Source organism: Acidovorax sp. Root568 (genome assembly GCF_001427445.1).
GTDB lineage: Bacteria > Pseudomonadota > Gammaproteobacteria > Burkholderiales > Burkholderiaceae_C > Acidovorax > Acidovorax delafieldii.
This window is the reverse complement of sequence record NZ_LMGP01000017.1, coordinates 71,574-92,508: the sequence shown is the minus strand read 5'-3', so window position 1 is coordinate 92,508 and position 20,935 is coordinate 71,574. Positions and strand designations below refer to the sequence as shown.

At 66.3% G+C, this 20,935-nt stretch carries 21 protein-coding genes; 13 read left to right on the top strand and 8 right to left on the bottom strand.

Translation table 11 applies throughout. From position 1 onward, the window contains the following. Positions 1 to 74: 74 nt before the first annotated feature. Entirely contained in the window at positions 75 to 410 is a 336-nt protein-coding gene (locus ASD75_RS16600; RefSeq protein ID WP_056747042.1) for an ankyrin repeat domain-containing protein, read from the bottom strand. Positions 411 to 516: 106 nt separating this feature from the next. Between ASD75_RS16600 and ASD75_RS16595 the strand changes: the two genes are divergently transcribed. After that, the gene (locus ASD75_RS16595; RefSeq protein WP_146871467.1) at positions 517 to 1,311 is read left to right on the top strand and encodes a pseudouridine synthase; all 795 of its coding nucleotides are present in this window, start codon (positions 517 to 519) and stop codon (positions 1,309 to 1,311) included. Between the two features lie 70 nt (positions 1,312 to 1,381). After that, a complete protein-coding gene (locus ASD75_RS16590) occupies positions 1,382 to 2,332 on the top strand; it encodes a nitronate monooxygenase family protein (protein WP_056747040.1) in 951 nt (316 codons plus the stop codon). 34 nt (positions 2,333 to 2,366) lie between these two features. On the opposite strand, the gene ASD75_RS16585 is transcribed toward ASD75_RS16590, so the two are convergent. Continuing rightward, on the bottom strand, positions 2,367 to 2,957 hold the full coding sequence (locus ASD75_RS16585; protein WP_056747039.1) for an NAD(P)H-dependent oxidoreductase: 591 nt from the start codon (positions 2,955 to 2,957) through the stop codon (positions 2,367 to 2,369). Positions 2,958 to 3,053: 96 nt separating this feature from the next. On the opposite strand from ASD75_RS16585, the gene ASD75_RS16580 reads away from it, so the two are divergent. From ASD75_RS16580 to ASD75_RS16570, 3 genes are all read left to right on the top strand, one after another. Beyond that, complete coding sequence (locus tag ASD75_RS16580; protein WP_056747038.1) at positions 3,054 to 3,677, top strand: hypothetical protein; 624 nt, start codon at positions 3,054 to 3,056, stop codon at positions 3,675 to 3,677. A gap of 212 nt (positions 3,678 to 3,889) precedes the next feature. Continuing rightward, positions 3,890 to 4,819: a DMT family transporter gene (locus ASD75_RS16575; protein WP_082565058.1), complete on the top strand. Its 930-nt coding sequence runs from the start codon at positions 3,890 to 3,892 to the stop codon at positions 4,817 to 4,819. Positions 4,820 to 4,947: 128 nt separating this feature from the next. Continuing rightward, the gene (locus tag ASD75_RS16570; protein WP_056064801.1) at positions 4,948 to 5,163 is read left to right on the top strand and encodes a hypothetical protein; all 216 of its coding nucleotides are present in this window, start codon (positions 4,948 to 4,950) and stop codon (positions 5,161 to 5,163) included. Between the two features lie 43 nt (positions 5,164 to 5,206). Here ASD75_RS16570 and ASD75_RS16565 read toward each other — a convergent pair whose 3' ends face one another. Beyond that, positions 5,207 to 6,142 carry a succinylglutamate desuccinylase/aspartoacylase family protein gene (locus ASD75_RS16565; RefSeq protein ID WP_056747037.1) on the bottom strand — a complete coding sequence of 312 codons (936 nt, stop codon included), beginning with the start codon at positions 6,140 to 6,142 and terminating at the stop codon, positions 5,207 to 5,209. Positions 6,143 to 6,253: 111 nt separating this feature from the next. Here ASD75_RS16565 and ASD75_RS16560 point away from each other — a divergent pair, with 111 nt between their 5' ends. After that, the gene (locus tag ASD75_RS16560) at positions 6,254 to 9,382 is read left to right on the top strand and encodes a polymer-forming cytoskeletal protein (RefSeq protein ID WP_056747203.1); all 3,129 of its coding nucleotides are present in this window, start codon (positions 6,254 to 6,256) and stop codon (positions 9,380 to 9,382) included. Positions 9,383 to 9,521: 139 nt separating this feature from the next. Here the strand turns inward: ASD75_RS16560 and ASD75_RS23445 are convergent, their stop codons facing one another. Beyond that, positions 9,522 to 10,151, bottom strand: coding sequence for a VOC family protein (locus tag ASD75_RS23445; protein WP_235511652.1), 630 nt, complete (start codon positions 10,149 to 10,151; stop codon positions 9,522 to 9,524). A gap of 245 nt (positions 10,152 to 10,396) precedes the next feature. Between ASD75_RS23445 and ASD75_RS16555 the strand changes: the two genes are divergently transcribed. Then, positions 10,397 to 11,683 (top strand): MFS transporter, encoded by a 1,287-nt coding sequence (locus tag ASD75_RS16555; protein ID WP_056747036.1) that lies wholly within the window; start codon positions 10,397 to 10,399, stop codon positions 11,681 to 11,683. A gap of 86 nt (positions 11,684 to 11,769) precedes the next feature. After that, on the top strand, positions 11,770 to 11,913 hold the full coding sequence (locus ASD75_RS23940; RefSeq protein WP_167514358.1) for a hypothetical protein: 144 nt from the start codon (positions 11,770 to 11,772) through the stop codon (positions 11,911 to 11,913). A 142-nt stretch (positions 11,914 to 12,055) separates the two neighbouring features. Here the strand turns inward: ASD75_RS23940 and ASD75_RS16550 are convergent, their stop codons facing one another. Together ASD75_RS16550 and ylqF are read right to left on the bottom strand one after the other, a co-directional pair. After that, the gene (locus ASD75_RS16550; RefSeq protein ID WP_056747035.1) at positions 12,056 to 14,332 is read right to left on the bottom strand and encodes a bifunctional diguanylate cyclase/phosphodiesterase; all 2,277 of its coding nucleotides are present in this window, start codon (positions 14,330 to 14,332) and stop codon (positions 12,056 to 12,058) included. A gap of 190 nt (positions 14,333 to 14,522) precedes the next feature. Beyond that, entirely contained in the window at positions 14,523 to 15,494 is a 972-nt protein-coding gene (gene ylqF / locus ASD75_RS16545) for a ribosome biogenesis GTPase YlqF (RefSeq protein WP_056747034.1), read from the bottom strand. A gap of 94 nt (positions 15,495 to 15,588) precedes the next feature. Here ylqF and ASD75_RS16540 point away from each other — a divergent pair, with 94 nt between their 5' ends. After that, complete coding sequence (locus tag ASD75_RS16540; protein ID WP_056747033.1) at positions 15,589 to 15,840, top strand: hypothetical protein; 252 nt, start codon at positions 15,589 to 15,591, stop codon at positions 15,838 to 15,840. A gap of 56 nt (positions 15,841 to 15,896) precedes the next feature. Beyond that, positions 15,897 to 16,067, top strand: coding sequence for an oxidoreductase-like domain-containing protein (locus ASD75_RS16535; RefSeq protein WP_056747202.1), 171 nt, complete (start codon positions 15,897 to 15,899; stop codon positions 16,065 to 16,067). 94 nt (positions 16,068 to 16,161) lie between these two features. Here ASD75_RS16535 and gshA read toward each other — a convergent pair whose 3' ends face one another. Together gshA and ASD75_RS16525 are read right to left on the bottom strand one after the other, a co-directional pair. Further along, positions 16,162 to 17,688, bottom strand: a complete 1,527-nt coding sequence (gene gshA, locus ASD75_RS16530; RefSeq protein WP_056747032.1) for a glutamate--cysteine ligase — start codon at positions 17,686 to 17,688, stop codon at positions 16,162 to 16,164. A 71-nt stretch (positions 17,689 to 17,759) separates the two neighbouring features. Further along, the gene (locus ASD75_RS16525) at positions 17,760 to 18,668 is read right to left on the bottom strand and encodes an SDR family oxidoreductase (protein ID WP_056747031.1); all 909 of its coding nucleotides are present in this window, start codon (positions 18,666 to 18,668) and stop codon (positions 17,760 to 17,762) included. A gap of 316 nt (positions 18,669 to 18,984) precedes the next feature. On the opposite strand from ASD75_RS16525, the gene ASD75_RS16520 reads away from it, so the two are divergent. The 3 genes from ASD75_RS16520 to ASD75_RS16510 all read left to right on the top strand — a co-directional run bounded on the left by ASD75_RS16520 (position 18,985) and on the right by ASD75_RS16510 (position 20,780). Beyond that, positions 18,985 to 19,266: a DUF427 domain-containing protein gene (locus ASD75_RS16520; RefSeq protein WP_056747030.1), complete on the top strand. Its 282-nt coding sequence runs from the start codon at positions 18,985 to 18,987 to the stop codon at positions 19,264 to 19,266. 566 nt (positions 19,267 to 19,832) lie between these two features. Further along, a complete protein-coding gene (locus tag ASD75_RS16515) occupies positions 19,833 to 20,471 on the top strand; it encodes a DUF938 domain-containing protein (protein WP_056747029.1) in 639 nt (212 codons plus the stop codon). Between the two features lie 12 nt (positions 20,472 to 20,483). Then, positions 20,484 to 20,780, top strand: coding sequence for a 2Fe-2S iron-sulfur cluster-binding protein (locus ASD75_RS16510; RefSeq protein WP_056747028.1), 297 nt, complete (start codon positions 20,484 to 20,486; stop codon positions 20,778 to 20,780). The last annotated feature ends 155 nt before the right edge of the window (positions 20,781 to 20,935 follow it).

Below are 20,935 nucleotides of genomic sequence, written 5' to 3'. Positions count from 1 at the left end.
ACTCGGCCCCGGTGAGCGCCACAGCGCACGGGTGGCGTCCCTTTGGGAAAAAGGACGCCAAGCAACCCAGGGGGTTAAAGGGGCAACCAGCGCCACCAGAACGGCTTGCGCTCTTCCTGGGCGCCCTGCGCCTGCAGCAAGGCGATGAACTCGGTGCGCCGGTAGCGGCGCGCGGCCTCCAGTGGGGTCATGTCGTCGAAGTCCGACCGCAGCCCCGGGTCAGCCCCATGCGCCAGCAGGTAGTGGGCGATCTCGTGGTGGCCGTGGATCAGGCTCGCCACCAACGGCGTGCAAAGGATCTCGGGATGCTGGTAGTTGGGGTTCACGCCCGCACTGATGTGGTGGCGCACCAGCGCCAGGTCGCCCGCCACGGCGGCGGCGTACATGTCTTTCCAGTCTCCAGCGGACATACCTGGGCATCCTTTGCAAAGGTTGAACGGGGCCAGTGTAGGCAGCGGCGCGTGCGGCACAATCCGCGCCTTCCCCTAGCCCGCGATGGCGCACACACATTCCTCCATGCCCCCTCCCCTGCACATCCTCTGGCGCGACGAGCACCTGGTGGCCGTTTACAAGCCCGCAGGCTGGCTGGTGCACCGCACGGGGCTGGACGCGGGCGAGACGCGGTTTGTGATGCAGACCCTGCGCGACCAGCTGGGCCAACATGTGTTCCCCGTGCACCGGCTCGACAAGGGCACCTGCGGCGTGCTGGTGATGGCGCTGCACAGCGATGCGGCGCGCGCGCTGTCACAAGCGTTTGAGCATGGCGCCACGCACAAGCGCTACCTGGCGATGGTGCGCGGCTGGGCGCCTGAGGCCATCGAGGTGGACCACGCCTTGAAGCCCGACGATGCGCCTGCGGACGCCGCCGTGCAGGACGCCCACACACGCTTTCGGCGCCTGGCGCAGCTCACGCTGCCGGAGGCCAGCGATGCGCGTTTTGCCACCACGCGCGCCTCGCTGGTCGAGGCCCTCCCGACCACGGGGCGGCGCCACCAGATCCGCCGCCACCTCAAGCACCTGGCGCACCCCATCATTGGCGATGCCACGCACGGCAAGGGCCCGCTCAACCGCTGGTGGGCCGAGCGGCTGGGCCAGCAGCGGCTGTGGCTGCATGCCTGGCAGCTCACGGTGCCCCACCCGGTGACGGGGGCGGCGATGACCTTCGACAGCGGGCTGCGCTGGCCGGGGCCCGCGGACTGGGACTGCGGGCACTCCCCCGCCGACGACTCCACCGTGCCATGCGCCGACTGGCAGCGCCTGTTTGCCAAGCTGCCCTGGCACGAGACCCCCGCCCCCGCCCCGGCCCCGTAACGCGGGCGACACGGCGACGGCATGCCCGTCGAAATAATGGGCGCTCTCAAAAAATCAGGAGACCTTGCCCATGACCGCACCCACCACCAACCGCGTCCTGGCCCACACGGGCGCGCGCTACCCCATCATCCAGGCGCCCATGGGCTGGATTGCGCGCACGCAGCTGGCCTCGGCGGTGTCACGCGCGGGGGGGCTGGGCATCATTGAGACGTCCTCCGGCGAGACGGCCAACTGCCAGGCCGAGATCACCAAGATGAGCGCGCTGGGCCTGCCGTTTGGCGTGAACCTGCCCATCCGCTTTTTGAAGGACGACGCCATGCTGCGCTTTGTGTGCGCGTCGGGCGTGAAGTTTGTGACCACCTCAGCGGGTAGCCCGGCCAAGTTCATCGCGCCGCTCAAGGACGCGGGCATCACCGTGTATCACGCGGTGCCCACGGTGGACGCAGCGCTGAAATGCGTGGACGCAGGCATTGACGGCCTGGTGGTCGAAGGCGGTGAAGGCGGCGGCTTCAAGAACCCCGAAGAGGTCTCCACCCTGGTGCTGCTGCAGGCCATCCGCGCACGGGTGGACGTGCCGCTGGTGGCGGCAGGTGGCATCTGTGACGGGCGCGGCATGGCCGCAGCCTTTGCGCTGGGGGCCGAGGCGGTGCAGATGGGCACACGGTTTGTCAGCTGCGCAGAGAGCCCCGTGCACGCCAACTACAAGAACGCCATCGTCGATGCGGGCGTCACCGGCACCTGGATGCTCAACACCAAGGCCAGCCCCTGCATCCGCGCGCTCAAGTCGCAGCGCACCCAGGCCATCCACGAGGCGGGACTGATGCCCGCCGACAGCTTTGCGGGCATCCAGCGCGTGTACTTTGACGGTGACATGGAGGCGGCCCCTGCGCTGGCGGGGCAGACCGCGGGATTGATTGACTCCGTCAAGACCGCGCAGCAGATCATTGAAGACACCGTGGCGGAATTTTTTGCCATCAGCCAGCGCATGGGTGCCATGGGCATGGCGCGCACGTTTGGCTGAAGAAGGCGGCGGTTCGGCCAGCCGCGCCTGTGGCCTACGCCGCCTTGGCCCCCAGCGCGCGCATGCGCGCCTTCCACTTGGCAACCCCACCCTCGCCCAGTTGATCCACGCTGCCCACCAGCGTCTCATGCACCGGCGCAACGCCCACAAAGCCCAGGATATTGCGCTCCAGCGACTTCACGCTGTGTGCACGGAAGTACCAGCGATAGACAAGCGCTGGCATGCCCATCGTGACCACCACCCGCGCACTGCGCCCGGTGAGCCCCTTGCGCCCGAAGGGGTTGCTGCCTTCGGGGTTGAAGGCAAAACCGGGCCTTGCCACCTGCTCCAGAAAACCCTTGAGCAAGGCTGGCATGTCGCCCAGCCACAGCGGAAAGAACAGCACGATGTGCTGCGCCCAGCCGATGTCAGCCTGCGCAGGCTTGAGAGACGCGGGCAGCAGGCCCAGCTCCCACTCGTGCTGGCTGCGCAGCAGGGCAAAATCAATGGCGGCCACATCCACCAGCCTCACCACGTGGCCCGCCGCCATGGCCCCTTCGGCGTAGGCCTGGGACAAGGCGTGGCACAAGTGGGGCGCCAGGGCGTCTGGGTGTCCCTGGATCAACAGAATGCGCATGGGGTCCATGTTCGTTCTCCTCATCCACATCGATGCGGAAAGCCAGCAAGCACTATCGTCTGACTCTACGCCTTCCCGCAACATTCCACGATCCTGGACCCGACCATGCGCACCATTCTCCGTTGCACCACGTTGTCCCCGCAGTTCCTGCAGTCCCGGCTGCGAATGGCTACTTCGGCAGTGGTCCTGATCGCCCTGGTGGCGTGCGGCACGGCTCCAGCCCCCATCGATCCCCCTGAGAAGGCACACCTGCCGTTGCTTCGTGGCTGGTTCGAGGGGCAAGAGGTCCTCTATGTGACCACCGATGCATCCGATGCCGACATGGCCCGCGCCAAGCATGCGAACTACGCGCCGCTGCTGGCCAACGCCCTGCCCGACCCACAGGCATCAACATCCTCTGGCATGCAGCGCATGCAGCGCCTGGGGGCGACCGATCGCGTCTACGGCACCACCAACTTCGAGCAGGCCAGCGTGTTTGCATCCGCTCCCCGCCCTGTGGGGCCTGCAAATGCTTACACGGCTTACAGCCCGTTGTGGCAACTGGTTCAGATCACCTGGGTCGATGCCACGCAGGCTCGCACCCTGCGGTCCGAGGAAGAAGTGCTGGACGCGCAGGACAAAGGCCAGATCACGCTGCAGATAACGCGGGTGGTGCTCAACTGCCCCATCATCCACCGTGGTCGGCTGGGGGCACTGCCGGGTGTTTCAGTTGATGGGCGCACACCCTGAAGCAGACCGCCACGCAATACAAGCGGGACTGCGTTCCGCGGCAACTCACTGCCATCCCCTGCGCTACACTTTTTGCCCCTGCTCTGCGCGGCGGCCGCCATGGCACCGACGCGCTCCCGCAATGCCTTCCCTATTCGGCAGCTGTGAGCCCCCTTCCGCACCCAACGCCGTGTCGGCCGTGGCGCACGCTCTGCAAAATCTAAAGCATCCCCATGGCTGAAAACGCCCCCTCCCAGTCCTCCGCATCGCCCGCCCCGCCCATACAGGCTGCACCGTCCAGCAACCTGCGCGGCATCATCGCCATGGTGGCTGCGGTGGGTTTCTTTTCGCTGATGGATGCGCTGCTCAAGACGCTGAGCGCCCACTATCCCGCCATGCAGGTCGCGGCGCTGCGGGGCTGGGCTGCGCTGCCGTTGGTGGCGCTCTATGCGCTGTGGCGTGGCGAGGTGCCACGGCTGCTGAAGGTGCGCTGGCCCCTGCACTTGCTGCGTGGCGGACTCAATGTGGCCATGCTGGCACTGTTTGCATTTGCCATCCGTGAACTGGCACTGGCCGAGGCCTACACACTGTTCTTCATTGCGCCGCTGCTCATCACTGCGCTGTCTACCGTGGTGCTGCGCGAGAAGGTGCGCGCTGCCCACTGGGTCGCCATTGCGCTGGGCATGGTGGGCGTGCTGGTGGCTCTGCGACCCAATCAGGAGGCGTTCTTTACCCTGGGCGCACTGGCCGTGCTGGCGGCAGCCACCTGCTATGCGGTGTCGGCCATCACGGGGCGCATGCTCACCCGCACCGACTCCAGTGCCAGCCTGGTGTTCTGGACCACCACGCTGCTGGCACTGGGTGCCGGCGCGCTGGCCTGGCCGCACTGGGTGAGCGTGGCGCAGGTGCATTGGCCACTGGTGGCAGGGCTCGCCATCACAGGGTTTGCAGGCCAGTTGGCGATCACCGAAGCCTTTCGCCACGGGCAGGCTTCCGTGGTGGCGCCATTTGAATACACGGCGCTGGCCTGGGGCATGGGGCTGGATTGGGTGCTGTGGCAGACAGTCCCGGGCTACAGCACGCTGCTGGGCGGCGCCATCATCATTGGCAGCGGCCTGTACCTGGTGCGCCAGGAGCGCACGCAGGCAGTGGTGCCACCCTGACCGGCGCGAACCGGTGCGAAACCGGCCACTTGCCGTCGCTCCGGCGCGGCATGCGCTGACACGGCAGTCAGGCAGTTCACCCTGTAATGAAGCGATGAACACAGCGGCACTGCCGCAAGGAAATCGCCATGACACAACACGCCACCGTCCACGGCCACGTGACCTACACACCGGGCGACGGCGCCCCGATCGCCATCCCCGAGGGCCCGATCGAGGTGACCACCAGCGCGGACAGCACCACGCTGAGCTGGTCGGTCGAAGAAGACATCGTCGGGTCTGCGGCGCTACCTCCCGACCAGTTCAACCAGTACGTCAAGGACGGCAAGATCCGTTTCAAGAAATAGCCCGGGCGCCCACGCCCCGGACCTCCCTGCCGCCCCAGCCGGATCAGATCGGCCGCGTGAGGTACACCGCCTCGCGGCCCACGATGGGCTCGCGGGTGGGCATGAGGATGGTGCAGTCGTCGCACAGCGCGCGGATCTCATACGGGCCATCGGTGGCGATGAGGTCACCCTTGGCAAACACCTCAAACCCTTGCACGGGCTTTGTGAAGCGGAAGTCCGACGTGCGCACCATACAGGTCTCCAGCAGCTCGTAGCGGCGCTGCTCGGCGGGCGCGGGCCGGTCGGCCACCGGTGCGATGAGGCCAAAGTGCGCCAGAAAGTCCAGCGCCACCGCCGTGGCCATGTCGGCCGCCGATTGGCGGAAGTGCTGGCCACATTCCACCACCAGCGCCACCCCATCTCCCTCGGCCTGCCCGTGGCGACCGTGCTGGATGAGCGGCGTGCCCGAACCCAGGCCACTGGGCATCACCAGGTGCACCGGCGGGCGGCCGATGGCCAGCGCCACCTCCGCATTGCGCGGGTAGGCTGGGTACACCCAGAACGGCTGCACGTCTTGGCTGGTGGAGTGGATGTCGAGGATGTGATCGGCCGCAGCCACCACGGGGCGCAGGATGCGGGCACGCTGCAGCTCGGGGCTGTCGGCCGTGCCGTCCAACTCGGCCGCCGACCAGATGCGGTTGAGGTTGTGCACCAGCTGGCGGCTCTCGAACGGGCGGCTCTGGTCAAACGATTCGTAGGCGGCCACATTCGCAAAGCTGACGGTCAGCGTGCCGATGAGGGGTCGCACACCCGTGTCCAGCAGGTGGGTGGCCGCCACCATGCCGCAGATCTCGTTGCCGTGCGTGAGTGCATTGATGAGCACATGCGGGCCAGGCTTGCCCGACTCGAAGCGGTGCACATAGTCGATGCCGACATTGCCTTGGCGGTAGGCAGAGAGGTCGCGGGGGAGGACTTCAAAAGCGGGGGGGTTCTGCGTCATGGCAATGAATTAATAAGATGACACATCATTGTCTGCGCAAAGCCGGATCATTGCTGGGCGCGGTGTACGATGCCCGCCGGTTGAGTCCCTCCTGTGTCCCTGCCCATGCCCATGCCCACTGCCCGACTTTGCCCACTGGCCGATCTGGCCCACCGCATTCCCCCCGACTGCTGGATGGCAGAGCGTCTGGCGGAGGACCCTGAGGCCCTGGCCGATGAAACCGCGCTATGGATCACAGGCGACGCGCACTGGCCTGCGCTGCACCTCGACGCCCCCCTGGCCCAGGGCAGCCCGCTGCGCCAATGGCTGCAAGAGCAACCCGACGGCCCCAATGAGGCCTCCGTACCCCGTGCGCCCTTTGTGATCGTGGTGGATGGAGACCTGCGCATCGACGGCGCCTTGACCAGCGCCGACACCGATGGCACGACGCACCTGGTCGTCAACGGCAACCTGCATGTGCAGAACGCCGTGATCGGCGGACAGCTGGTGTGTTTGCAAGGTGCGCTGCAGGTGCATGACCTGCTTTGGGGCCACTACAACCATGGCGAGCTGCGCGTGCGTGGTGGGCTGCAAGCCCGGGTGGCGCTGTTCACCGACGAGTACCACCTGCACATCGAAGGCCAAGAACAGGTGGAGTTTTTGCTGGACGAGGTGCGCGGTGTGCCCCACCGTGCGGAGTTCTCGGCCGAGATCGTGGGTGCCGTGTTCGCCCCCGAGTTCCACGAGGGCGTGGACGCCGGCGAAGACGGCCTGGCTGCCATGATCAGCCGCCGCCAGGTGCTGGCCGCCGTGCGGGCAGGCCAGAGCGCGGTGCGCAGCAGCGCAGACATCCACGCCGACCAGCCTGTGGCCGACGACCTGTGCGCAGACAACTCCATCAGCATCGAGAACATCCTGGCCGTGGTGCACACGCCAGTGATCGCGCACAAGGAACACAAAGCCTACGGCTGGTTCCAGCAGACTGATTTCTCACTGTGCCAACGGCATGTGGACGAAGAAGGCGACGCGCGCGACGACAACGTGTTCATCACGGTGTGGAAAACCTGGGACTTCTACCTGTCGGTGGAGCAGGTGCCCGCGCCGCGCAACTGGCTGGAGCGCCTGGCCACCAAGCTGTGGCGCCACGCGGCCCCCACGGTCGCCCAGCGCACGCTGCTCTATCGCCGCTACACGCAGGGGGAGCCCGGCGACTGGCAGGTGCTGGCGCCCCCCGCCGAGCCCAGCCACGACCCCGACGCCTGGAAGGCCTGCGAACACGCCTGGCGCGGAGTGCTGGACTACGTGCGCAAAGCCGTGGGCCAGCACCGTGCACGCTACCCGCTCTACCAGCGCCTGCAGGCCACATTGACGGCAGAGCACATCGAGGCCTTCACCAGCCTGCCCGTGTTCACCGAACAGTACAACGACTGGTGGGACAGCGACCGCAACGGCTACTGGGAGGGCGAGGTCTGGGTGGGGGCGCGCCAGCCCTGCATGCACGACGGCGAACCCTGGGGCCGCGCGCTCAAATACAGCTGGCGCAACGGTGATGACGCGCCGGGCGATGACGAAGACAACGCCCACAGCGCCTACCAGATCGATGTGGACGAGGCGCGCGAGGGGCCGGCCGCTGTCGAGTTCAGCTACGCCCAGCGCCAGAGCGACAGCCGCGCCCCCCTGCCCCGCTGCGCCGCCGACCACATTGCCCGCCTGCTGCGCTTTCATGGTCTGGTGCAGGCCCGCATCCGCGCACGGCACGAAGAGGCGCAGGCCCAGCAGGCCGAGGCCCGCCGCATCGAAGCCGCCGTGCAACTGCTGGCCACCCCACCCTTGCCGCCCGACCTGCCCGATGCGGCCGTGTTTCCCGTCGAACTCATGACGCTGTCGGAGCAATGGCAGGCCGATGGGCAAGCCTACGTGGCGGCCATCCGCGCGCACCAACTGGCCAACGATGCCCACCGCGCCGAGGCCTCGGCAACAGCCGGTGGCGGCGATGAGGAGAACGGCGCCGAAGAACGCGACAACGCCCTGCCCGAAGACCCGCGCAAGGCCGATGCGCCCACCGTGCTGCAACTGGCGCGGGTGGTGAGCCACTGGGCCGACGAAGAGCTTGCCACGCGGTTTCGCCAGCGCTTTGCCTTTGCCCCGGATGCCTATGTGGCGCGTGCCGCCCAGGCCGGCCAATTCATTGGCCCCGTGTTTGTGCTGGACGATGACCGTCTGGTCGCCCGCATCGGCGCGGCCCATGACGACGACGCCCGCTGGGTGTTGCTGCATGGCACAGAGCACGCGCCCCTGCCCGCCATCCAGGGCCTGGGCCGCTCGCCCGATCGCCAGTGCTTTGCCCAATGCGACGGCCTGCACATCACCACCCACCACGGATGGAATGGCCCCGTGATTGCGCAATTTGCCCTGCCGCGCGGCAACGAAGGCCTGCCCCCGCAGGTGCTGGTGTCCACAGGCCCGCTGGGGCAGCGCTGCGATGACATCATTCCCTTCAACGATGGCCTGCGCGTGCTGCTGCGCAACCCCACAGGGGTGTATCTTCTGCACCCCGCAGCCCAAGGTGCCGACAGCCCAGTGCAACGCCTGCACCCACAGACGTTTGAAGAAGATGGCCCCTACACCTGGCCCAAGAACCAGATGGATGAAAAGGTCGATGGTGAGACCGTCACCGTGCTGGCGCTGGACATGCTGCACATGGCCCTGTCGCCTGATGAGCGTCACATCGCAGTAGGCGACCAGGACAGCTGCCACATCGTGCTGGACGCGCACGGCGCTGTGGTGACCGAACACGAGCCCCTATCGTCTTACCCCCACCACGCGATGTTCTCGCACGACGGCACACGCCTGTTTGCCAACTCATGCCATCTGTATTGGGGCAATACCTGCTCGATCCCCATCGGGGCGGCACCGCAAAAAGCGACCGATGAGGACACCCTACCACTGGACGAACGCTGCCGCGTGTACGCATCTGTCACCTTGCCGGGCCTGGTGATCCTGGGCGATGCTGACGGCTACCTGCATGCCATCAGCGACGAGGGACAAGCCCTGTGGCACCACCACATCGGCAGCACGACCAGCGCTGTCGATGCATCCCCCGATGGAGAAACCCTGTGGGCAGCCAGCTATGGCGGCTACCTGGTGCGGCTGCAGCGCAGCGAGGCGGGCATGGACCCTTACTCCATCAGCACGTCACTGTATATGGAGACGCGGCGGTGGATATTTTGGCGGGATGAGGTGGGGCCGGTGCGGTGGTAGGCGATATGCCACGGCTCCTTACGAGGCGACAGGTTCCATGGATACCAAATACCGAGCCAACGAGAGCCAGCAAACCATGGCGTCGAATTTGTCGGCGGGTGGCCCATTGCAGCCGTCGGTGCTCCGCTTGAGCGAGGACTCAAGCGCCACCCAGCCTGCGCAGCCCTGACGGCGTTTGTATCTCTGCCACCAAGGCACATGCCGCTCCTTGAGCGACTGTGACGCGTGGTGTTGAAGCGAGGCCAATGGCGGCAAAGAGTGCGAGCACTTCTTCGGGCGCAGGATGCACTATGTGAAGTGATCTGAAATGAAGGGGATTCGTGGGCAGCGCTGCAACAGGATTGGCGTCAGCGGCCCTTTGAATCAATAGCGGCACAGCCCCATCCAGCGCGAGTGCACCGTCTGGACGGAACGCCATCCGCCAAGTATGGGAGTCACGGTGCATCGTCTCAACCTGACCAATGGCAGGTACTGCCGCGGCAGCGATGTCATTTGTACTCGCTACCCAGGCAGCCAAACGAGGTGTAGCGCCGTCCGGTATGTCGTCGATGCCAAACCAGCGAGCCCGCGAAACAGGCGCTGCGTCACGGTTGGCTGCGATCACCTCCAAATAAACCGAAGGCCCAAGGGCCAGCAGCAGGTTATGCGTCGCCATGCTGGGATGCTCTCTTCCCGGCCCCGGAGCTACGCCAAGAGCAGTCTCAACATAGGCTGATCCAGCGTCGAGGCTGGGTGCGACGATGGTGATGTGGTCGAGACGCGACGCCATCCGCTCTGTGAAGCCAAACGTCATTTGGACAGCAAAACATGCAGGATCGACTGGCCCATACTGGTTCTTTTTGACACTGATTTCTCCCGAAGATGGAGTGCGGTCTTGGTTTGAAGGGGACCACTGTCTGACAGGTCAAGCATAAATTCCGCGGAGCTTCACGACAAGCTCTTGGAAATCGAGGCGACGGCAGCCGTGCATGGCATGCGCGTTGCATGCGTTCCCTGCACGCACTTGCACCCTCCATGACTTCATCCCACCGCCCAGCCCGCTCCCGCGCACCCGCTCATCCAGATGCGCCGCCACCCAGCGCCTCCGGCCTGAGCACGCCTGTGCTCTTGCTCATGGCCGTGGCCTGCGGCCTGTGTGCGGGCAGCAACTACTTCAACCAGCCGCTGCTGCACTCCATTGCCACGCAGCTGCAAGTGCGGGACTCGTCGGCGGCGCTCATCGTGACGCTGGCGCAGGTGGCGTACGCGGCAGGGCTGCTGCTGTTGGTGCCGCTGGGCGACCTGCTGGAGCGGCGGCGGCTTATCACCACACTGATGCTGCTGGCCGCTCTGGGACTGTTTACCAGCGGGTTTGCGCACAACTACGCCATGCTGGCGCTGGGCACGCTGCTCACCGGCCTGTTTTCGGTGGCGGCGCAGGTGCTGGTGCCGCTGGCAGCCACCCTGGCTGCGCCGGGCCGCAGCGGCCGGGCCGTGGGGCTGGTGATGAGCGGGCTGCTGACCGGGATTCTGGCGGCGCGCAGTGTGGCAGGGCTGCTGTCGGAGGTGGGCGGCTGGACGCTGGTGTACCGGGTGGCGGGCGTCGCCATGGTGGCCGTGGCGTTGGCGCTGTGGTGGGTGATGCCGATGTCACGCAATACGACCTCAGCACCGACACAGGGGTATGGACAGGTCTTGCGGTCGCTGGGCACGCTGGCCTTGCACCACCCCCGGTTGCGCAGCCGGGCCTTGCTGGGAGGGTTGTCGTTTGCCTCCGTCAGTGTGTTGTTCTCCACCATGGCGCTGCTGCTGGCGGGGCCTGCACACCGACTGGGCGACGCCGGCATTGGGCTGGTGGGGCTGGCGGGCGTGGCCGGTGCACTCATGGCCAATGTGGCAGGCCGCATGGCTGACCGTGGGCGGGCGCAGGTGGCCACCGCCGCATCGGTAGGTTTGCTACTGCTGGGCTGGGGCGCGCTGTGGCTGGGCGCCAGCAGCCTGGTGTGGTTTGTGGTGGGCATGCTGGTGGCCGACCTGGCGCTGCAGGGCGTACACATCAGCAACCAGAACGTGATCTACCGGCTGGACCCCACCGCCCGCGCGCGGCTGAACGCGGTGTACATGACCAGCTATTTTGTGGGTGCAGCCACGGGCTCGGCGATGGGGTCGGTGGCCTGGCTGTGGGGCGGATGGGGCGCCACCTGCGCGCTGGGCATGGGCCTTGCCGTGCTGAACGCGCTGGCACTGGCTTACGACCAGCGGCTGGCCGTGCGGGCGCTGGGTGATGGTGTGCGACAGTCTACAGAAGGCGCAGGCGCGTAGCCCCCCCCCCGCAGCCGCCGGCACAGCGTAATTTGTGACGTACCATCCTCGCACGGTCCCATCCCGAGACCTTTCAAGGAGGCCCCATGGCCAAAGGCGAACAGCGCAGCAACAAGATGGCGAAGAAACCCAAAAAGGACACCTCGCCGCCCAAGGAACACAGCGCATCGGACCGGCCCATGCCGCCGATGACCACCGTCATGCCCAAGGGCAAAGACAAAAACAAATAGGTCACACCAGCACTCCGCCTGCCCCGGCGAATGCGCTACAAAAACAATAGCTGCAGGCGCATACCGCATAAGCGCCTGCAGCTATTTTTGTTTGAAATTCCGCATCAGGCAGCCCTTCATTCGGCGCTCGCCGCCGAAGGGCTCAGGCAGGCAGGGCCCACTGCGCCAGCCACTGTGTATCGGGCTCTGGCCGGCCAAACAGGTAGCCCTGGTACACGATGTCCGGGGCGCGCTGGCGCAGGAAGTCGGCCTGGGCCTGGGTCTCCACCCCCTCGGCCACCACGCGCAGTCCGAAGTGCCGTGCCACCGACAAGATGCCTTCGACCAGCACGCCATCGTCGGCATTGGTGGGGGCCTCGTGCACAAACGACCGGTCGATCTTGATCTCCTGGATGGGCAGGCGCTTGAGGTAGGCCAGCGATGAGTAGCCGGTGCCAAAGTCGTCCAGCGACATGTCCACGCCCAGCGCGGCCAGGGCGCGCATCTTGGCCACCGCATCCTCAAAGTCGTCGATCACCAGGCCTTCGGTCACCTCCAGCGTCAGCAGCCGCGGGTCGGCCCCCGTGGCAGCCAGCACTGCCCGCAGTTGCCCCACAAAACCCGCCTGCCGGAACTGCCGCGCGCTGAGGTTGACCGAGAGCCGCAACCGCCGCTCGCGGAACACCGGCTGCGCCAGCAGCGCGCAGGCATGGGCCAGCACCCACTCGCCCAGGCTGACGATGAGGTCGGACTCCTCGGCCACCGGAATGAACACGCCCGGCGCCACCAGGCCGTCACGCGGATGCTGCCAGCGCACCAGCACCTCGGCACCCGTGACCTGGCCCGACACATCCACCTGCGACTGCAGGTGCAGCCGCAGCTCGCCTGCGCCAATGGCATGGCGCAGTTCGCGCTCCACCCGAAAGCGCTGCTCGGCGGCCTCGCCCATGCCCTGCTCAAAAAACGCAGCCCGTCCGCCCCCGGCCTGCTTGGCGCGGTGCAGGGCGGTGCCCGCGCGCCGCAGCGCATCGTGAGCACCGTCGTCCGACGTTTGGGGGTACAGGGTGATACCCACGCTGGCGCCCAGTTGGGCATCCTGCGCATCGCCCTCCAGACGCAAGGGGCGCAGCAAGGCGGCCTGCAGTTTTTCGGCAAAGGCCAGCGCATGCCGGCCCGCCAGCGAGGCATCCACCCCCAGGCCATGCAGCACCACGGCAAACTCATCGCCCGCCACCCGCACCAGCAGGTCTTGGGACGGTAGGATCTCGGACAGGCGCAGCGCCACGGCACAGAGCAGTCGGTCCCCCATCTCGCTGCCGCGCGCATCGTTGAAAGTGGTGAACCGGTCCAGGTCCAGCAGCAGCAAGGCATGCTGGGTGGAAGGCGGGCGACCTGCACGCCCGCGCAACACGTGCAGCCGCTCCATCAGGGTGGACCGGTTGGGAAGGCTGGTGAGGCCGTCGAAATGCGCGAGGCGGTGAATTTCATCGGCAGCGCGCTTGCGTTCGGTGATGTCCTGCTTGAGCTCCACATAGTGGCTCACGCGGCCGTCGGTCTGGCGGATGGGGGCCACCACTACAGACTCGATCAATTCCTGCCCGTCCTTGCGGTAGTTGACCTGTTCGCCTGCCCAGCTGTCACCGCGCGCCAGTGTGGTGCGCAGGCCCTCGCGCTGCGCGGGCGCTAGGCCATTACTGGAGTAGTCTGCCGAGGCGCGGCCCACCACCTCGTCGCGCGCGTAGCCCGTGCGGCGCACAAAGGCCTCGTTGACGTACTCGATGTCCTCGCGCAGATCGGTGATGACGATGGCCTCTGGACTTTGCTCCACTGCCCGCAACAGCTTGCGCAGCGACGCCTCGCTGGCCGCGAGGTTGGCCGCAGTCTGCTGGGCCTCACGCACCCGGCTCATGTAGTTGCGGCGCGACAGCAGCGTGGCTGCAGCGGTCAGCACCAGAATGCCTGCAAGGTACACAGCACCCGCCACGCGGTTGGCCACCTGAACGGGCTTGAGCAACCCCTGAACGTCCGCCCAGATGAAACCCAGGAACAGCAGGGCCGTGAGCCCTACAAGCGTTAGCGTGGCACGCGCTCCCAGCAGCCATCCGGCCAGCACAATGATCACGGGGTAGTTCAGCAGGTTGGGGCCGTTCACGCCGCCATTGCGAGCCGCCACCAGCGACACCGATACCCACACGCCCCACACCAGCAGATAGGTGGCCAGCGTCCACCGCCGCCAGCGGGCCAGCAGAAGCGCCGTGCCGCCAATGCAGCCAGCGACAAAGTTGAGCGCCACGCGCACCGGCTGCACGGGCTGGTCCCACAGCAGCAGCAAGCCGATGACAAAACCCAGCAACATCACGGACCAACCCGCTACGCGCACCAGGTGGCGCGTTGTAGCGTCTTCGTGGTCTGGCAGCGGAACAACGGGGGCTTCGGCCATGGCGACGGGAATTACGGGGGAGGAAACCATCGTAACCGCAGGCATAGAAAACGCCTATGAACAAAACGCCGCTGGCGTGGCTGCGGCGCCCATCCATCGGCATCTGCATCGGTGTCACCAAGAACCGTCGCCAGCTTCGGCCCAAAATGGCCGCCGCAGCCTACAGGCCCGCAGGCGCAGGCCTGATCAATCAGTCCGCGTCGCTGTCCGGCGCAGGCTCGCGCACGCCAGAGCCCTTGCCCTTGGCCTTGGCACGCGCGTCTTTCTTGGCTTGGCGCTTGGCGTCTTCGGCGAGGCCTGCAGCACGCCAGGCTTCAAACTCGGCAGGCGTTTCCAGCGTGATGCGGCCCAGGATGGCGGTGCGAAAGTCCGTCATCACAATCTCGGCCGTCTTTTGCAGGTTGACCTTGCCGCCACCCAGCATGGCGCCGCGCTTCTTGCCGATGGCTGCGAGCAGTTCCTCGTCGTGCATCGTGGCCACGGCCCCCGCAGGCAGGCCCAGCTTGTAGCGGGACTCCAGCAAGGGGGCGTAGTGTTTTTGCAGGCGGCGCAGCAGCTCCAGCGCCACCAGTTCCTCGTCGTAGGCATTGCGGCCCACGGCGCCGCTGGCGGCCAGGTTGTAGCCACTTTCGGGCACCACAATGCGCGGCCACAGCATGCCCGGCGTGTCCCACAGGTAGAAGTCGTCGGCCAGGGTGATGCGCTGCTCCAGCTTGGTGATGCCCGCCTCGTCGCCCGTCTTGGCATGGCGCTTGTTGGTCAAGGTGTTGATCAGCGTGGACTTGCCCACGTTGGGCACGCCGCAGATGAGCACCCGCATGGGCTTGGCCATGCCCCCGCGGTTGGGCGACAGCAGATGGCAGGCGTCGATGAGCTTGCGCGCAGGGGCGGGGTCGGACGCATCCAGCGGCATGGCGCGCGTGTCGCTCTGGGCGTTGTACCAGTCCACCCACAGCGCAGTGCGCTCGGGGTCGGCCACGTCCTGCTTGTTGAGCACCTTGAGCGTGGGCTTGTGGCCCGTGATCTCGGCCAGCAGCGGGTTGGCGCTGGAGCCGGGCAGGCGCGCGTCCAGCACCTCGATCACCACGTCAATGTCCTTGATGCGTTCGGTGATGGCTTTGCGGGTCAGGTGCATGTGACCGGGGAACCACTGGATGGCCATGCGGGGGTACTTTCTTCTTGATTCAACAGGTTCTGAGGGTGGCAAGGATAATCGCGGTCCCACTTGCACCACGCCACCGCGCTATTTGACCTCCATGCCAGCCCCTCTCGACACCTCGCGCAAAGCCAATGCCACCAAGGCCGACAAGGAGCTGCTGTTCAAGGGCGTGACCCTGGCCCTTATCGGCCTGGTCATCTTGCTGGCGCCCTATGTCGCCCGCTCCAGCAGCGTGCGCGACCTCATGACCCAGGTGGCGCTGGTGGGCTGGTTTGCGCTGGTGCTGGGCATAGCATTCGGCGTGCAGTACGGCCTGCGCCGCGCCAAGGCGGGGCGCCGCCAGCCGTGACCTTGCCGGAGTGGACGGTCCCGGCACCGGCTGCGGACGGCGCCACGGCGCAAGCCATGTTCGCGGCGCTGCAGCAACGCGCGGCCACTGCGGGCATCACGCTGCGCAACCCGCCGCCCGAGCCCACCACCTGCTGTGGGCGCGGCTGCAATGGCTGCGTGTGGGAAGGATTCCTGGACGCCGCCGAATACTGGCGGCAAGAGGCTCTGCTGCAGCTGCAAGACTGATTTTGAAGCCGTTTGGGCTGGTAGCGCTAGTGCGATATGCCCAGGCAGCTACCAAATTAATAGCAAGCCCATGCCACTCGGCACGGTCGCACCCTCAGCCCAGCTGCTCCACCGCCATGTACTGCTCGCGCCATTCTTCAAACGGGAGCGTGTCTGCAGCTTCGATGGCCTTTTGCGCGGCAATCGACTCATCGGCCATCGCCAGGTAACGCGCCTGCTGCTCGGCCGTCCAGGGCAGGGCCAGCAGTGCGTCGCGGGCGGCGATGGACTGCTGCCGTGCAAAGGCTTCAAAGTGGTGCTGGTGCTCGCGCGCCATGCTGTCCAGCACGCGGGCCGATGGTGTGCGCTCGGGCGCAGCCATCAGTGCGCGGGCATCGCGCAGTGCAGCGCTGTAGTCGTTGGTGCCATGGGTGGCATCCAGCGCGGCGGCCAAGGGCTCGCAAGCGGCCAGCACTTCAGTGCCCCACTCGGTCAGCGGCACGCTCTGGCCGTTGCGCGACAGGCGCAGGCCGGGCTCGCGGCCCCGCTCTGCGGTGAGGTGCTGGTTCTGCTTGAGTTCGGCAATTTCTGCGGGCGTGTCGGGCGGGCTGTCGGACAGCAGGCAGTGCAGCAAAAACACGTCGAGCAAGCGCATGGTGGGTGCGGTGATGCCCACAGGCACGAACGGGTCCAGGTCCATCAGGCGCACTTCGACGTATTCGACCCCGCGCTCGCGCAGGGCATGCAGCGGGCGCTCGCCCGTGCGCACCGTGCGCTTGGGGCGGATGGTGCCGTAGAACTCGTTTTCGATCTGCAGCAGGCTGGTGCCGAGCTGGTTGTAGTCACCGCCGGGGTTGCGCACGCCCACGGTTTCGTAGGCGGGGTATGGCTTGGTCAGTGCCTCGTGCAGCGAGTTGGCGTAGCCCGTGAGGCCGTTGTAGCTGACGGCCAGCGTGGCTTGCGCGTCGCTCTGGTAGCCCAGGCGGCCCATGCGCAGCGATGTGGCGTGGGGCAGGTACAGCGCGCTGCCGCCCTCCATGCGCTCCAGGCGGTGCTCGCGCCCCTCCACAAAACAGGGGCACAAGGCGGGTGAGGCGCCAAACAGGTACAGCAGCACAAACGCGTGGCGCCGGAAGTTGCGAATCAGCGCGAAATACTGCTCGCTGTCCACGCCCGGCAGCGACCAGTTGTAGTGAATGCCCGAAATGGTCTGCATGCGCCGGCCATAGCGGTGGCCCAGGCCCATGCGGTATACGCTCTTGGCGCGGCCCACGTTGGAGCTGCCGTAGCGGCCGATGGGAATGGTCTCGTCCGTGGGCAGGCCGCAGGGCATGCTGGAGGCCCACAGCAGCTCGCCGCCGCTGTCTTTCAGGGTGTGGTGCACGAACTGGTGCACCTCGGTCAGCTCATCCAGGCACTGCTGCACGCCCTTGTGGGCGCCAGTGATCAGCTCCAGCTGCGACTCGCTGTAGTCCGTGGTGATCAGGGGATGTGTGAGGGCCGAGCCCAGCGCCAGCGGGTGGGGGGTGAGGGCCAGGCCGCCGGTGGGCAGCACGCGCAGCCCTTCCTTTTCGATGCCACGGCGAATCCCCCCCAGGGCGTCCGCCGGGTAGGCGGCCAGTCTCTCGTGCAGTTTGCTCATATGTTTATACCGATCCAACTTCTGTCGGCCCGGAACTTAGCACGTTGAGCGCTGGCCCGCCCAGAGGGGTGTCAAGCCCTTGCGGCCAAAGCGCGTCCAACCTCGTTGGTTCCCTGCGCTGCGCCACTTTGTGGTACTTGCTCGCCCGCCCGCTCCGTCACCTCGGCCAGGCGGGCGGCCAGTTGCTCGGGCACATCGGCGCCAATGCCCAGATGGATACCCGGCGTGAGGGTGATGTGAGCAGCTTCAAACGTGCCCGCACCGGCACACAGGATGGTGCGCGTGGGCGCGCTTTCGTGCGCCAGCACCAGCATGGCGGGCACCACGGCCTCGGGCTTCAAGGCGTCCAGCACTTCCTGGGGCATCAGGCCCTCGGTCATGCGCGTGGCGGCCGTGGGGGCCAGGGCGTTCACATGGATGTTGTACTTGGCGCCCTCGATGGCCAGGGTCTGCATCAGCCCCACCTGGGCCAGCTTGGCTGCGCCATAGTTGGCCTGGCCAAAGTTGCCGTACAGGCCGGTGGACGAAGTGGTCATCACGATGCGGCCATATTGCTGGGCCACCATGTGCGGCCACGCGGCCTTGCAGCAGTTGGCGGCGCCCATCAGGTGCACATCCACCACCAGGCGGAAGTCATCCATGCTCATCTTGGCGAACGACTTGTCGCGCAGGATACCGGCGTTGTTGACCAGGATGTCCACCCGGCCCCAGGCGTCGATGGCCTGCTGCACCATGGCCTCGACCGCCGCAAAGTCGGTGACCGACGCGCCATTGGCCAGCGCCTCGCCGCCCGCAGCGCGGATCTCATCGACCACGGCCTGCGCCGCACCCACGGTGCCGCCGCTGCCGTCCACCGCGCCGCCCAGGTCGTTGACCAGCACCTTGGCGCCGCGCTTGGCCAGCGCCAGAGCATGCTGGCGGCCCAGGCCGCCGCCCGCGCCCGTCACGATGGCCACGCGGCCTTGGAAATCAATACCCATGGTGAAGGTTCTCCTGTTGTCTTGGTCAATCGGTCAGTGGAATAAAAACCTCTGGCACCTGCCCGAATGGGCTGGCGCCGCGCGCTGCACTGTAAGCCACAGCGCGGCCCGTGCAGGTTGCACAGGCGACTGGCTCCTCCGCCACCTCCCCCACGCTGGCCGAGCACCGCACACGCCCACGCGGCACATTGGGAATAATGGGTGCCTGCGCCAGCCCCGGGGTAGCGGCCGGCGCAGCCCTCTCGCACTCATTTTTTGATAGCTATTGGCGCATGTAACACCTGCGCTATCGGCCATTTTTACCCAAGGATCTCCCATGAAAGCAATCTGGAACGGCGTGGTGGTTGCCGAGAGCGACGACACCGTGGTGGTGGAAGGCAATCACTACTTTCCCGAAAGCGCGCTGCACCGCGACTACTTCACGTTCAGCAACCACAAGACCACCTGTGCCTGGAAGGGCCAGGCCAGCTACCTGTCGCTGCTGGTCAACGGCGAGATGAACGCCGACGCTGCGTGGTTCTATGCCGACCCCAAGCCCGAGGCCGCTGAGATCAAGGGCCGCGTCGCGTTCTGGAAGGGTGTGAAGGTCACGGCCTGAAACGGCCTGACAGCACCCTGCGCAGGTTATCCCTGCGCGCACTGGACAATCGTGTGGATAAGTTTTGGCAAGTCCTGTATGACAACGCCAAGTGCTTGATTTGCAAGGAAATGCACTGCATTGCCTTATTTTTAGGCAACCCGGTACAACATGGCATGGGTTATCCCGGCGCACACTGGACAATGGTGTGGATAACCTTGGATAAGCCTTGTATGGCACGCTTAAGTGGTTGATTTGCAAGGAATAACCTTGCATCGCTCAAAAAACAGGCAATTGCAGAACGTCCTTTGCCACGTGCGGCCGATACCCCTTCACAGGCATCCAAACCCCCGGTTATCCCTGCCCGCACTGGACAATCTTGTGGATAACTGTGAACAAGCCTTGTATGACAGTCTTAAGTCATTGATTTACAAGGCAACTTCTTGTGCCGCTGAAAAAACAGGCAGCACAGATGGGTAAATCGTCTGCGGTACAGTGCACGTCGGCCCTTGGTTGGCCGCTCTTTATTTCATAGCTGCCAGCGCATGATCCACTAGCGCTAGCGGCCAAAAACACTCCATCCACCAGTGTCCACCACGTACCTTCAGCACAGTCCCGCCGCAGAGCGCAACCAGGGGCCCATCCTGGCGCAGCTGCTGGCGTTGCTGCCCAACACCGGCGCCGCGCTGGAGATTGCCAGTGGCACCGGGCAGCACGCCGCGCACTTTGCAGCCGCCCTGCCCGGCTGGACCTGGCAGCCCACCGACCTGCAGGACACCCATTTCGCCTCCATCACCGGCTGGGCCGCGCAGGCCGGTGCCCGCAACGTGCAGGCGCCCCGGCGGCTGGACGTGCTGCACGACCAGTGGCCCAGCGACGGCCCGGCATTCGGCGCCGCGTCGTTCGACCTGATCTACTGCGCCAACATGCTGCACATCGCCCCCTGGGCCTGCTGCACCGGGCTGATGCAGGGCGCCGCCCGCCACCTGGCGCCAGACGGCCACCTGGTCATCTACGGCCCCTACCTGGAAGACGGCGTGCCCACCGCCCCCGGCAACCTGGCCTTTGACGCCAGCCTGCGCGCGCAAGACGCCGCCTGGGGCATCCGCCGCATCGAAGACGTGATGGCGGTAGCCGCCCAGGCCGGCCTGCAACTGGCCGCGCGGCACGCGATGCCCGCCAACAACCTGCTGCTGGTGTGGACCCACGCCGCCCACCAACCCTGAAGAGACACGTCCATGACGACACCCACCACCGCCCCCTTCTTCATCGCCAAGGTCGAGCCCGATGGCACCCAGTGCGACGCCTGGCCCGAGCAGCCGCTGCTGCTGTCCATGGAGCAAGGCGGCATCGATTGGCCCAGCTCCTGCCGCAACGGCACCTGCCGCACCTGCCTGGGCCAGCTGGTCGAAGGCACGGTGCGCTACGCCATCGAATGGCCAGGCCTCACGGCCGAAGAAAAGGAAGAAGGTTGCGTGTTGCCCTGCGTGGCCTACCCCACGTCGGACGTGGTGCTGCAGGGCAGCGCCATCTGATCTGCGTCAGGCACCGCGCCTTTCAAACACCAAGCAGGCCCTGGTGCACTAAAATCCAGGGCTTTGGGGGCACGATGCCCCTTTGACGTGCGGCAGCGCCGCATCGCATGTTCTTTGGGGCGGTTTCTTGGAGGCACCACAGTTGCCTTCGGCCA